The sequence below is a fragment of the Herbaspirillum rhizosphaerae genome (assembly GCF_046025915.1).
In the GTDB taxonomy this organism is placed as follows: Bacteria; Pseudomonadota; Gammaproteobacteria; order Burkholderiales; family Burkholderiaceae_D; genus Herbaspirillum; species Herbaspirillum rhizosphaerae_A.
Map to the genome: position 1 here is coordinate 18,273 of NZ_JAQQFR010000015.1, position 12,825 is coordinate 31,097.

Annotated in this window: 10 protein-coding genes; 7 read left to right on the top strand and 3 right to left on the bottom strand. The window is 56.1% G+C overall.

The features are described 5' to 3' along the window. Window positions 1-62: 62 nt before the first annotated feature. Window positions 63-500: an HIT family protein gene (locus PQR63_RS20175; RefSeq protein WP_408169738.1), complete on the bottom strand. Its 438-nt coding sequence runs from the start codon at window positions 498-500 to the stop codon at window positions 63-65. 2 nt (window positions 501-502) lie between these two features. Beyond that, on the bottom strand, window positions 503-4,504 hold the full coding sequence (locus PQR63_RS20180; protein WP_408169739.1) for a DUF3683 domain-containing protein: 4,002 nt from the start codon (window positions 4,502-4,504) through the stop codon (window positions 503-505). 369 nt (window positions 4,505-4,873) lie between these two features. On the opposite strand from PQR63_RS20180, the gene PQR63_RS20185 reads away from it, so the two are divergent. Next, entirely contained in the window at window positions 4,874-5,818 is a 945-nt protein-coding gene (locus tag PQR63_RS20185) for a ZIP family metal transporter (RefSeq protein ID WP_408169740.1), read from the top strand. On the opposite strand, the gene PQR63_RS20190 is transcribed toward PQR63_RS20185, so the two are convergent. After that, on the bottom strand, window positions 5,810-6,301 hold the full coding sequence (locus PQR63_RS20190) for a YqaA family protein (RefSeq protein WP_094562642.1): 492 nt from the start codon (window positions 6,299-6,301) through the stop codon (window positions 5,810-5,812). The genes PQR63_RS20185 and PQR63_RS20190 overlap by 9 nt on opposite strands. Window positions 6,302-6,573: 272 nt before the next feature. On the opposite strand from PQR63_RS20190, the gene ilvA reads away from it, so the two are divergent. From ilvA to rapZ, 6 genes are all read left to right on the top strand, one after another. After that, a complete protein-coding gene (ilvA, locus tag PQR63_RS20195) occupies window positions 6,574-8,100 on the top strand; it encodes a threonine ammonia-lyase, biosynthetic (RefSeq protein ID WP_408169741.1) in 1,527 nt (508 codons plus the stop codon). A 56-nt stretch (window positions 8,101-8,156) separates the two neighbouring features. Continuing rightward, a complete protein-coding gene (queF, locus tag PQR63_RS20200) occupies window positions 8,157-8,996 on the top strand; it encodes an NADPH-dependent 7-cyano-7-deazaguanine reductase QueF (RefSeq protein WP_408169742.1) in 840 nt (279 codons plus the stop codon). 616 nt (window positions 8,997-9,612) lie between these two features. Further along, window positions 9,613-10,119, top strand: a complete 507-nt coding sequence (locus tag PQR63_RS20205) for a hypothetical protein (protein WP_094566135.1) — start codon at window positions 9,613-9,615, stop codon at window positions 10,117-10,119. Window positions 10,120-10,308: 189 nt separating this feature from the next. Continuing rightward, the gene (locus PQR63_RS20210; protein WP_050476568.1) at window positions 10,309-10,782 is read left to right on the top strand and encodes a PTS sugar transporter subunit IIA; all 474 of its coding nucleotides are present in this window, start codon (window positions 10,309-10,311) and stop codon (window positions 10,780-10,782) included. Between the two features lie 108 nt (window positions 10,783-10,890). After that, window positions 10,891-11,829 (top strand): HPr(Ser) kinase/phosphatase, encoded by a 939-nt coding sequence (hprK, locus tag PQR63_RS20215; protein ID WP_408169743.1) that lies wholly within the window; start codon window positions 10,891-10,893, stop codon window positions 11,827-11,829. Window positions 11,830-11,950: 121 nt separating this feature from the next. Further along, window positions 11,951-12,814, top strand: a complete 864-nt coding sequence (gene rapZ / locus PQR63_RS20220) for an RNase adapter RapZ (RefSeq protein ID WP_408169744.1) — start codon at window positions 11,951-11,953, stop codon at window positions 12,812-12,814. The last annotated feature ends 11 nt before the right edge of the window (window positions 12,815-12,825 follow it).

The window sequence follows — 12,825 nt, forward strand, 5'->3', positions numbered from 1 at the left end:
GAAGACCGACTGCTTGGCTCTTATTCTTTGCGGGCCAACCGGTCCTCATGAAGATCGTCAGATCAGGATGGCGTTGCCAGATGACGTTCGATGGCGGTGCGCAGTTGCGGCAGTTTCGCGCGGCGTTGCTCCAGCGTTGCCGCCGGTGTGTCACGTTTGACCTCCGCCCAGACCGGGCTGGGAAAATGTGCATCGTCGGCATAGCGCGGAATCACGTGCCAGTGCACGTGCGGCGTCATGTTGCCAAGGCTGGCGACGTTGATTTTTTCCGGCTGCATGACTTCGCGCACGGCCGCTTCAACCGCCCACACTGCTTGCATGAGGGCGTTTCGGTCGACCGGCGACAGGTCGGTCATTTCCTTGACGTGACCATTCCAGATCACGCGGCAGAAGCCGGGATAAGCAGCTTCGTCGACCAGCACAACGCGATAACCATCGCTCCTGAATACCAGCTGGCCGCCGTCGCCGTCGCACAAATCACAAGCGCTGACATTGCTCATGCTTACACCAGCACGCGTTCAATACCGCCGTTGTTGGCACGCGCCACGTAGTCAGGCAACCAGTTCTCACCGAGCAGATGCTTGGCCATTTCGACCACGATGTAGTCGGCTGTCGTGCCCGAATCTTCGTTGTAGCGCGACAAACCCTGGAAGCACGACGGGCACGATGTCAGGATCTTGACGTCGCCGTCAAAGCCGTCGGCACGCACCTTGTCGGCGCCCTTGCGCATTTCTTCTTCCTTGCGGAAGCGCACCTGGGTCGAGACATCCGGACGGCTCACGCCGAAGGTACCCGACTCGCCGCAGCAGCGATCGTTCTTCTCGATCTTTTGCGCATCGATGGTGGTGATCAGCGAATTGACGGTCTTCAGCGGATCCTGCAGTTTCATCGGGCTGTGGCAAGGATCGTGGTACATATAGCGGGTACCGGTCACGCCTTCCAGACGCACGCCCTTCTCCAGCAAATATTCGTGGATGTCGATGATGCGGCAACCCGGGAAGATCTTCTCGAACTCATAGCCTTGCAGCTGGTCATAACAGGTACCGCAAGACACCACGACGGTCTTGATGTCGAGGTAGTTCAGCGTGTTGGCCATGCGATGGAACAACACGCGGTTGTCGGTAATGATCTTCTCAGCCTTGTCGAAATCGCCGCTGCCGCGTTGCGGATAACCGCAGCACAGGTAGCCCGGCGGCAGAACCGTCTGCACGCCGACATTCCACAGCATGGCTTGCGTGGCGAGGCCGACTTGCGAGAACAGGCGCTCCGAACCACAACCCGGGAAGTAAAACACGGCTTCGGTATCGGCCGTGGTCGTCTTCGGATCGCGGATGATCGGCACGATCTTGTCGTCTTCGATATCCAGCAAGGCGCGCGCGGTCTTCTTCGGCAGATTGCCCGGCATCTTCTTGTTGATGAAGTGGATCACCTGCTCTTTGATCGGCGCCTTGCCAACCGTCGCAGCAGGTTTTTGCGTCTGCTTCCTGGCGAATTTCTTGAAGATGTCATTACCCAGACGCTGAGCCTTGAAGCCCCAATCGGTCATGACTTTGCGCGTTGCGTTGATGGTCGCCGGATCCGTCGCGTTGAGGAAGAACATCGCCGTCGCCGTACCCGGGTTGAACGATTTCTTGCCCATCTTGCGCAGCAGATTGCGCATGTTCATCGAGACGTCGCCGAAGTCGATATCGACCGGGCAAGGCGTCACGCATTTGTGGCAGACGGTGCAGTGATCAGCGACGTCTTCGAACTCTTCCCAATGCTTGATTGAGATGCCGCGACGAGTCTGCTCTTCGTACAAGAAGGCTTCGACCAGCAAAGAGGTCGCCAGAATCTTGTTACGCGGCGAGTACAACAGGTTCGCACGCGGCACGTGCGTCGCACACACCGGCTTGCACTTGCCGCAACGCAGGCAGTCCTTGACGCTATTGGCGATGGCGCCGATATCGCTTTGCTGCATGATCAGCGACTCGTGCCCCATCAGACCGAAAGACGGCGTGTAAGCATTGCTCAGGTCGGCTTCAAAACCGGGCAGGTTCAACAGCTTGCCCTTGTTGAAACGGCCTTCCGGATCGATGCGCAATTTGTAGTCGCGGAATTCGCTGATCTCATCTTCAGTCAGGAATTCCAGCTTGGTGATGCCGATGCCGTGCTCACCAGAAATCACGCCGTCCAGCGAACGCGCCAGCGTCATGATGCGCGCCACGGCTTCGTGGGCATCCTGCAACATCTGATAGTGATCGGAATTAACCGGCAAGTTGGTGTGCACGTTGCCATCGCCCGCATGCATGTGCAGCGCGACAAACACACGACCACGCAGCACGCGCTTGTGGACGGCGTTGCATTCTTCCAGGATCAGCTTGAACGCCGCGCCGCTGAAAATCTGGCGCAATTGCGCGCGCACTTCCTGCTTCCAGGTCACGCGCACGGTACGGTCTTGCACGACGTGAAAAACGTTGGCGTCAGGTTGCTCGATCAGACGCTGGTCAAATACCGGCAACAGCTTGTCCAGACCCAGCGCGGCCATTTCGTCCTTGGCCACGCTTAGCGGCTTGTCGAGATTAGCCAGCAGATAGGTCCAGCGCGCCTGCGTGCAGGCGATCAGGTCTTCAGCCTGATGCACACGGTCTTCCAGCATTTCTGCAGCCGGAATGTCTTCGCCTTCGCCGTCATCGCTCTTGCCCAATGGCAGATTGCCCTTGGCGAAGAATGCGTTGAGTTCGTCCAGGAATTGCAGCTTGTTCTTGATCGACAGTTCGATGTTGATGCGCTCGATGCCGTCGGTGTACTCGCCCATGCGATTAAGCGGAATCACCACGTCTTCGTTGATCTTGAAGGCGTTGGTGTGTTTCGCAATCGCAGCGGTGCGCGAACGGTCAAGCCAGAATTTCTTGCGAGCCTCAGGGCTGATCGCGACGAAACCTTCGCCGACGCGATTGTTGGCCATGCGGATCACTTCCGACGCGGCTTGCGCCACGGCGTTTTCGTCGTCGCCGACGATATCGCCGATCAGCACCATCTTCGGCAGCACGCCGCGTTTGGATTTGGTGGCGTAACCGACCGCGCGCAGATAGCGCTCGTCCAGATGCTCCAGACCGGCCAGAATCGCACCACCCTTTTTGGTTTCAGCGTCGAGGTAGTTCTTGATTTCGACGATCGACGGAATCGCATCGCGCGCCTGGCCGAAGAATTCGAGACAGACGGTGCGCGTCTGCTTCGGCATCTTGTGCAGAATCCAGCGCGCCGAGGTGATCAGGCCGTCGCAACCTTCCTTCTGGATGCCGGGCAGACCCGACAGGAATTTGTCGGTGACGTCCTTGCCCAGGCCTTCCTTGCGGAATTTGCGACCGGCGATTTCGAGGATCTCGGTTTTGAAGACTTCGGTCTTCTGGCCTTTTTCGCCAGGATGCGACCACTCGAGCTTGAAGCGCGCGAGTTCCACATCATGAATCTTGCCGAGGTTGTGATCCAGACGCGTGACTTCGAGCCAGTCGCCCTGCGGATCAACCATGCGCCAGCTGGCCAGGTTGTCGAGTGCAGTGCCCCACAACACAGCCTTCTTGCCGCCGGCGTTCATGGCGACGTTGCCGCCGATGCATGAGGCTTCAGCAGAGGTTGGATCGACTGCGAACACGAAACCGGCTTTTTCAGCGGCATCGGATACACGCTTGGTGACCACACCCGCGCCCGAGTAAATCGTGGCGTACGGCGTATCCAGGCCGGGCAGCACTTCCATCTCGACGGCGCCGAGCTGTTCCAGCTTTTCCGTATTGATGACAGCCGACATCGGCGTCAGCGGAATCGCGCCGCCGGTGTAACCGGTACCGCCGCCGCGCGGAATGATGGTCAGGCCAAGTTCGATACAGGCTTTGACCAGGCCGGCCATTTCGTCTTCGGTGTCGGGGGTCAGCACGACGAAAGGATACTCGACGCGCCAGTCGGTAGCGTCGGTCACGTGCGAGACGCGCGACAAGCCGTCGAACTTGATGTTGTCTTTTGCCGTGTAACGTCCCAGCACCTTGTTGGAACGCTTGCGCAGGTCGTAGGTCCGCTTGAATTCTTCGGCGAATTCGACAATCGCTTTCTTCGCCGCATGCACCAGCGATTCAACACTGGCGCTGCGGCGCGCGGCATCGGCGTCGCCAGCTTCACCTTGATTGATATCGATGCGGCGCTTGTCGACTTCGGCCAGACGATGATTGAGCGCGTCAATCAGCGCAGCGCGGCGCTTGGGATTGTCGAGCAGATCGTCTTGCAAATAAGGGTTGCGGCGCACCACCCAGATGTCGCCCAGCACCTCGTACAACATGCGCGCAGATCGCCCGGTCTGACGCTTGGCGCGCAGCTCATCGAGCAGACGCCATGCATCCTCGCCCAATAAGCGAATAACAATTTCGCGATCGGAGAACGAGGTGTAGTTGTAGGGAATTTCGCGCAAGCGCGTTGGAGTTGCGCCTTGAGGCGCATCAGTGAGCAAAGCCTGGATTTTTGCGGGGGCGTTCATTAATTTGGAAAAAAATCTGCTGCCGGATGTGCATTTTATCTTATTGCCGCCCCTCGCGAGGGAATGCCCTTACTTTTGGCAGAACAATGAGAAATGCTTCTTATTTGCGAAGCAATGATGGCTTTTGCACGAATTTCCGCATTGCAATATAAAAATCTCTATTGAATTAATAAATACAATTAATTTTTCAATATTGATTGTTTAAATTTATTATTGACCATCGAAATTTCACCCAAGCACTACGGAGAATGCTATGTTGCAATTACTGATTACCGAATTTCTGGAAAATCTAGCCATCACCCTCGCTGAATACGCCGAGTGCAAAGCTTAGGACAGCCATCCGCCAATCCACAGACAGGGATGACTGCCATGATACAAGCACAATTGCGCAATCCACTTTCATACCGCTCCACCCCGACATCCGCTGAACATAACGCGCCCCGTTTCCGCTTGCGGCCGCGCCAGATTGCCATGCTGTCGATTGGCCTCATCTTCATTCTGGTCAAATCCTACGAGGGACTGAGCAGCTTCTTTCTTGCGCACCCTCAGGTCATGCCGGCTTTGCTCGGCTCCTCCGCCGCGGCCGGATTGACGGCGCTGGGCGCGCTTGGGGTGCTGTTCGCACGCCGCATTTCGGAGCGCACGCAAGACATCATGCTGGGCTACGGCGGCGGCATCATGCTGGCCGCAAGTGTGTTCTCGCTGATCATTCCCGCCATGAATCAGGCGCAGACACTCGGTTACGGCAAAACTGCGGCCGTGCTGCTGACAGCAACCGGAATCATGCTCGGTGGCCTGTTTGTGCTGGCAATCAATCACCTGGTGCCGCATCAGCATTTCATTGCGCCCAATCCTGAAATACATTCCGCACGCACCAGCCGCATCTGGATGTTTGTGATGGCCGTCACCATTCATAATTTTCCGGAAGGTCTTGCGATCGGCGTGGGATTCGGCGGCGATGAGATGGGCAAGGCGATTGCACTGGCGACCGGCATTGGAATTCAGGATATTCCGGAGGGTCTGGTCGTGGCGCTGGCGTTGCGCACGTTGGGCTACTCGCCGTGGAAATCGGCCGGCGCCGGCATCCTGTCCGGATTAGTCGAACCTATCGGCGGCGTACTCGGCGCACTCGCAACCGGCATATCCGCAACCGCTTTGCCATGGGCGCTGGCGGGTGCCGGCGGTGCGATGCTGTTTGTGATCAGTCACGAAGTAATTCCGGAGTCACATCGCCAGGGACACGAAACGCAAGCCACACTGGGCTTGCTGGCGGGTTTCGTGACGATGATGCTGCTCGATACGCTGCTAGGCTAGCCAGTCTGCGACCGCGCGCCAAAAACCATCCGGCACGTTCAGCAACAGCCATGTCATGAAGATATAGCGGAAAAACTTTCCGATCGCCATGTAAAACACGGACGGCCAGAACGGCAGCTTGAGCCAGCCCGCCAGCGTACAAATCGGATCACCCACCCCCGGCAACCAGGCCAGCAGCATGGTCTTGGCGCCAAAGCGCTCCAGCCAGTGAAACCAGCGGCTGGTGCGTTCCTTGGCGAAAGTCTGCTTTGCCCCATACCCCATCCAGTAATCCACCACGCCGCCTAAGGTATTGCCGACGGTCGCCACCAGAATCACCTGCCAGAATATTTCCGGATTGGCTTTGATGACAGCAAAAACAGCAGGCTCGGAGCCGAGCGGCAACAATGTTGCCGAAACAAAACTGATGATAAAAACGGACGTCAGCCCGACGGTCGGAACGGCAAGGGTTTTCAATAACCAGAGAATGGCGTTTTCAATCATGCAGGCTGGGAAGTAAGTTAGGAAGGGTTGAAGGAAATAAGAGAAATTTGACGGCAAATGGTTTCAATAACCGGTTTTTTCAGCCTTGTTCCCCTGCGACAGATACGTCGCATGCGCGCACCAATATAAGTCCGTGCGGCGGCTACATTATAATGATCAGTTCGCCGCGACCTTGTCTTTTACCGTTTTCCACACGAGAGTGAGGCAAAACGGGGCAAAAATCGCGTAACCAAAACTGTGTGAACAACGCAGAACCCCTGCCCTGACAGACCATGACCACCGACTACTTGCAGAAAATCCTTACCGCCCGTGTCTACGACGTTGCTGTTGAAACACCGCTGGAGATTGCTACCAGCCTGTCGCAGCGGATGGAAAACCGGATTTACTTCAAGCGCGAAGATATGCAGAGCGTCTTCAGCTTCAAGCTGCGCGGTGCCTACAACAAGATGGCGCATCTGAGCCCGGTGCAATTGAAGCGCGGCGTGATTTGCGCCTCGGCAGGCAATCATGCGCAAGGTGTCGCGCTCTCGGCAGCCAAGCTCGGTTGCCGCGCCGTCATCGTCATGCCGACCACCACGCCGACCGTGAAGATTGAAGCAGTCAAAGGCCGTGGCGGTGAAGTGGTGCTGTTCGGCGATTCGTTCACCGATGCCTACAACCACGCGCTGACGCTGGAAAAGAAACTCAAGCTGACCTTCGTCCACCCGTTTGACGATCCTTACGTCATCGCCGGTCAGGGCACTGTCGGCATGGAAATCCTGCGCCAGCATTCTGCCCCTATCCATGCGATCTTTGTCGCCATCGGCGGCGGCGGATTGATCTCGGGTATCGCGGCTTACGTCAAGGCAGTGCGTCCGGACATCAAGATCATTGGCGTGCAAACTACGGACTCCGACGCCATGGCGCGCAGCATCAAAGCCGGTCGCCGCATCACCTTGCCGGATGTCGGCCTGTTCTCGGACGGCACCGCGGTCAAGTTGGTCGGCGAAGAAACTTTCCGCATCACCAAACAACTGGTCGACGACATCATCCTCGTCGACACCGATGCCGTCTGCACCGCGATCAAGGATATTTTCCAGGACACGCGCAGCATCGTCGAACCGGCCGGCGCCTTGGCTGTTGCCGGCGCCAAGGCTTACATTGAACGCGCCAAGAACAGCAAGAAGCCGATCAAAAATGAGTCCCTGATCACTATCGCCTGCGGCGCCAACATGAACTTCGACCGTCTGCGCTTCGTCGCAGAAATGGCCGATGTCGGTGAAGCGCGCGAAGCAGTGTTCGCCGTTACGATTCCTGAAGAACACGGCAGCTTCAAGCGTTTCTGCGAAGTCGTCGGACCACGCAACGTCACCGAATTCAACTACCGCATCAGCGATGCCAAGTCGGCGCATATCTTCGTCGGTATCCAGACCAGCAGCGCGGATGAACCGGCCAAGATCGCCAAAACATTTGAAAAGAGCGGTTTCAGCACGCTGGACCTGACGCACGACGAACTGGCGAAGGTTCACATCCGCCATCTGGTCGGCGGAAAAAGCTCGCTGGCGCAGGACGAATTACTGTATCGCTTTGAATTTCCGGAACGTCCGGGCGCGCTGATGCGCTTCCTGAGTAACATGAATCCGAACTGGAACATTAGCCTGTTCCACTACCGTAATCAAGGCGGCGATGTCGGCCGCATTTTGGTCGGGCTGCAGGTGCCGAAGAAGGAAATGAAAACCTTCCGCGCCTTCCTCGACAATCTCGGGTACCGTCATTGGGACGAGAGCAAGAACCCGCTCTACAAATTGTTCCTGGGCTAAACCGCCCGGCATATTTCAAGAAACTGAAACACCCGAAGCACGAAGGAAGCAAGACCATGATGCACCCGAATTCACCTGATACCTCACCGCTGGGCAAGGCCTCCGCCTACCCCTGCGCTTACGATCCGACTTTGCTGTTCCCGATTCCGCGCCAGGCCAAGCGCGATGAACTCGGACTGCAAGGCACGCTGCCGTTCTTCGGCATCGACATCTGGAATGCGTATGAGGTGTCGTGGCTGAATCAACGCGGCAAGCCACAGATTGCGATTGCGACCTTCATGATTCCGGCCGACTCCGCCAACATCATCGAATCAAAATCGTTCAAGCTTTATCTGAACTCGTTCAACCAGACGCGGCTCGACGATCAGCAGGCGCTGGTCGATATCGTGCAAAAGGATTTGTCCTTGGCAGCAGGCGCCAGCGTGCAAGTCACACTGACGGAACCGGGCGCATTCTCCGGATTGCATATGGGCGAACTCAGCGGCCTGCTGTTGGATCGACTTGATATTGAAGTCGTCGATCATCACCCGAACCCGGCACTGTTGTTCGCCAATCATGAAGAAGCAATGGTGGAAGAAACACTGCTCTCGCACTTGCTGAAATCCAATTGTCCAGTCACCGGACAGCCGGATTGGGGCAGCGTACAGATTCATTACGCAGGTGCACCAATCAATCAGGAAGCCTTATTGAAATATCTGATCGGATTCCGTGAACACAATGAATTCCACGAGCAATGCGTGGAACGTATTTTTGTCGACATCCTGCGCCAGTGCAAACCGCAAAAATTGTCGGTCTATGCGCGCTACACACGACGCGGCGGCCTGGACATCAATCCATGGCGCAGCAATTTTTCGGCGGGCCGTGCACCATCCAATCTGCGAAATGCCCGTCAATAGGCCTATCGCAAGACATCTCCGCCACAGGGACAATGTCTTTGTAACGTCGTAGTTACAAAGACATTACATCCTGCGCATCGTCGGCGTGCAGAGCATTCCCCTCTGCCTGCCTTGTCAACAAAGCCTGCTCAGCAACATTTTGAAACGATTTCTTCCTTTTGCATAAAACTTCTTATGCCATGATCTTGTCTCAACCATGGACAGTTCAACGGACGATGCATCGCAAGCATCATCCAAGTGCATTCAACAAGATTCGAAACGGACAATGACAACCTAGCATCTGCAGTGTTTTGAAGAAATCGCTTCAAAACCTCCTCAAGTGCATCGTTTTACTTGTTCCTCGCCGACAATTTTTGTTTGTGCACCAACTCAGTTTTCGCCGTAAACCTTCGCTATACAACGGCACGACCACGTCTTTTTTTTCATGGCAAGGAAAACGGTCAATTTCCTTCTGGCATGTATCCGGTTAATCCGATCATGCCGCGCCAATTGCAATCGACCATTCCTACCCAATAAAAATATGAGCCAATTACTTCCAACCTCGAACCGACTTCCTCATCGTGCTTTGCTTGCAGGAATAGTTGCCGCTGCCTGCGTCGGCACATCGCTGCCTGCGATGGCGCAACAGAGCGACGATTCCAGCTGGTGGCAATCCGCAAAGAACCACGCTTCAGAAATCATCGACAAAGGCGACGATGCGGTTTACGTCTCCGGATGGGCGCATCACGGCCGCAGCACCTATACCAAAGAAAAACTGAACGAGCTCAACGAACATGCATGGGGTCTCGGCTACGGCAAAACTATGCGTAATGAGGATGGCAACGACGAGTCGCTTTATGGCTTCGTACTGAAGGATTCGCACCGCCATCCACAGATCATGGCCGGTTACGCGTATGAGTGGGTGTTCCCGATCAGCCACACGCCGCTGGAAGTCGGCATCGGCGGCACCGCAATGCTGATGAGCCGCCAGGATTATTTTGGCGGCGTGCCTTTCCCGGTGCCGTTGCCGCTGGCATCGATCGGTACCAAAAAGGCCAAGATCATGTTCTCTTATGTCCCGCGTCTTTCGCCCAACAAAAACAGCGGCGACGTATTGTTGGTTTTTGGCCGCATCGAAATGTAAAAATGCGCACCCTCGTTTCCCCGGCAAAACGACCTCCTCCCACCGGGGAAACGTGCTCCATCCGGGCCTTTCGCACGGCTGCAACACTGCCTCACATTTACCCCGGAGCAACAACGGAATTCATTGCGTAACTCCCAAAGAAGCCTATAATCCTGCACAAAAGCCTATCTAGCGCCTTTCTTTTGTGTCATGACAAATCTAGCAAAAATCCTGTCCCCAGAGAACGTCATTCTGGACCTTGAAGTCTCCAGCAAAAAACGAGCATTCGAACAAGCCGGACTTACCTTTGAAAACAACAGCGGTATCGCCCGCTCCACTGTTTCTGAAAACCTGTTTGCACGCGAGCGCCTTGGTTCGACAGGACTGGGTCACGGCGTGGCCGTTCCGCACGGCCGCATCAAGGGACTCAAGGCTCCATTAGCGCTATTCATGCGCCTGGCCGAGCCGATTCCTTTTGAGTCACCAGACGGCGAGCCGGTCAAGCTGTTGATCTTTTTGCTGATCCCCGACAATGTGACCCAACAGCATCTGGAAATCCTGTCTGAAATTGCAGAGATGTTTTCCGACAATGCTTTTCGCGCTGAACTGATTGCCGACCCTGACGCAGCCTCTGTCTATTCGCGCCTCGTCACCTGGCAGCCGTCGCTGGAAAAAACCAATTAAGCAAAATAACGCACGGATCCTGATTAATCAGGATCCGCAGCGTCCGCGCACGCATTAACGTAAATTGATGTCGCCACCGCCACTGTAACCACCGTCTTTCGGAGAACCATGCCTGCCTACACCGCGCTATCGATACAGCAACTGTATGAAGAAAATCGCGAATCGCTGCAGTTGGGCTGGTTTGCAGGTTTCCCCGGTGGAGAACGACTGATTTCCGGCGACGCCGCCTCTGCAGCCGATCAGGTCGGCCACTTGAATCTGATCCACCCGGGCCGTATCCAGGTCTTCGGCCATCAGGAAACCGAGTACTACCAACGCCTCTCCAATACCTCCCGCGCCTATCAGACTGCTGAGCTGGTCGCCGGTGAACCGCCCGCTTTTATCATCGCGCAAGGTTTGTCCACGCCGGCCGATATTCTGGCGATCTGCGACGAAAAAAATATTCCATTGTTCTCCACGCCATTGCCTGCTGCACAGGTGATCGATTATCTGCGCGTCTATCTGTCCAAAAAACTGGCGCAGCAAATCACCATGCATGGCGTATTCATGGACGTGCTTGGCGTAGGCGTGCTGATTACCGGTGAGTCCGGCCTGGGCAAAAGCGAATTGGGTCTGGAACTGATTTCACGCAGCCACGGCCTGGTGGCCGACGATGCCGTCGAGTTCGCGCGCATTGCGCCGAACATGATCGAAGGCCGCTGCCCGCCTTTGCTGCAAAATCTGCTGGAAGTCCGGGGCCTTGGCCTGCTCGACATCAAAGCCATTTTCGGCGAGACAGCCGTACGCCGCAAAATGCGCCTCAAGCTGATCGTCCATCTGGTTCGTCGCAGCACGCTGGAAGAAAATTACGAACGCCTGCCGCTCGATGCGCAATTTGAAGACGTGCTCGGCCTGCCGATCCGCAAGGTGGTCATCCCTGTGGCTGCCGGCCGCAATATCGCGGTTCTGCTGGAAGCGGCGGTACGCAATACCATCTTGCAATTGCGCGGCATCGATACGCTCAAGGAATTTATCGATCGCCAGCGCAAAGCAATGAATGGCGAATAAGCGGACAAACCTTCAGGACGCCCCGGCAATCGACTGATTTGACTATCGACAACCGGGTCGATCACACGGTAAGCTGACACGACACTGACCTATCAGCTCTGCTTGAGGTATCATCATACTCATGCGTATCGTCCTCATCACTGGCATTTCCGGCTCCGGCAAATCGGTCGCTCTCCATGTTCTGGAAGACGCCGGTTATTTTTGCGTCGACAATTTACCGCCTGCACTGCTGCGCAGTCTGGTGGAAACCCGTTTAAAGGAAGGCGATGAGACGCTGGCGGTCGCCACCGACGCACGCAGCGCCGATTCGCTTGCAGGTCTGGGGCCAGATATAGTCTTGCTCAAGGAGCAAGGACACGACGTCAAGCTGTTCTTCCTGACGGCCACGACCGAATCGCTGATCACGCGTTTTTCAGAGACGCGCCGCAGCCATCCGCTGTCGCATCGTTTGCTGCCCAACCAAAACCCAACTGATCGCCTGACGCTGACCGAGTGCATTCACAAGGAAAGAGAAATGTTGAGTGTGGTCGAAGGGCTTGGCCATGTCATCGACACGTCCAACCTGAGCGCCAATAAGCTGCGCGCCTGGATTCGCGACCTGATCGATACGGAGCAAGCCAGTCTCACCTTGCTGTTCGAGTCTTTTGCATTTAAATTTGGTGTGCCGCTGGACGCGGATCTGGTGTTTGATGTGCGCATGCTGCCCAATCCGCACTACGATACGCGCCTGCGCCCGCTCACCGGAAGGGACGCGCCGGTCATCGAATTTCTTGCTGATCTGCCTGCCGTGAATGATCTGCTCGGTGACATCCGCAATTTCGTCGAAAAATGGCTACCCTCGTTCAAGCGCGACAACCGCAGCTATCTGACGGTGGCGATCGGTTGTACCGGCGGCCAGCACCGCTCGGTCTATATTGTCGAGCAACTGGCCAAACACTTCTCGGCAAACGAGAACGTGGTGATACGCCATCGCCAACTAAGCTGAGTTCATCTCAG

Coding starts and splice junctions, on each gene's coding strand:
- PQR63_RS20185 (WP_408169740.1), top strand. CDS start 4,874: ATGATACAAGCACAATTGCGCAATCCACTTTCATACCGCTCCACCCCG.
- ilvA (WP_408169741.1), top strand. CDS start 6,574: ATGACCACCGACTACTTGCAGAAAATCCTTACCGCCCGTGTCTACGAC.
- queF (WP_408169742.1), top strand. CDS start 8,157: ATGATGCACCCGAATTCACCTGATACCTCACCGCTGGGCAAGGCCTCC.
- PQR63_RS20210 (WP_050476568.1), top strand. CDS start 10,309: ATGACAAATCTAGCAAAAATCCTGTCCCCAGAGAACGTCATTCTGGAC.
- hprK (WP_408169743.1), top strand. CDS start 10,891: ATGCCTGCCTACACCGCGCTATCGATACAGCAACTGTATGAAGAAAAT.
- PQR63_RS20190 (WP_094562642.1), bottom strand. CDS start 6,301: ATGATTGAAAACGCCATTCTCTGGTTATTGAAAACCCTTGCCGTTCCG.
- PQR63_RS20205 (WP_094566135.1), top strand. CDS start 9,613: ATGGCGCAACAGAGCGACGATTCCAGCTGGTGGCAATCCGCAAAGAAC.
- PQR63_RS20175 (WP_408169738.1), bottom strand. CDS start 500: ATGAGCAATGTCAGCGCTTGTGATTTGTGCGACGGCGACGGCGGCCAG.
- PQR63_RS20180 (WP_408169739.1), bottom strand. CDS start 4,504: ATGAACGCCCCCGCAAAAATCCAGGCTTTGCTCACTGATGCGCCTCAA.
- rapZ (WP_408169744.1), top strand. CDS start 11,951: ATGCGTATCGTCCTCATCACTGGCATTTCCGGCTCCGGCAAATCGGTC.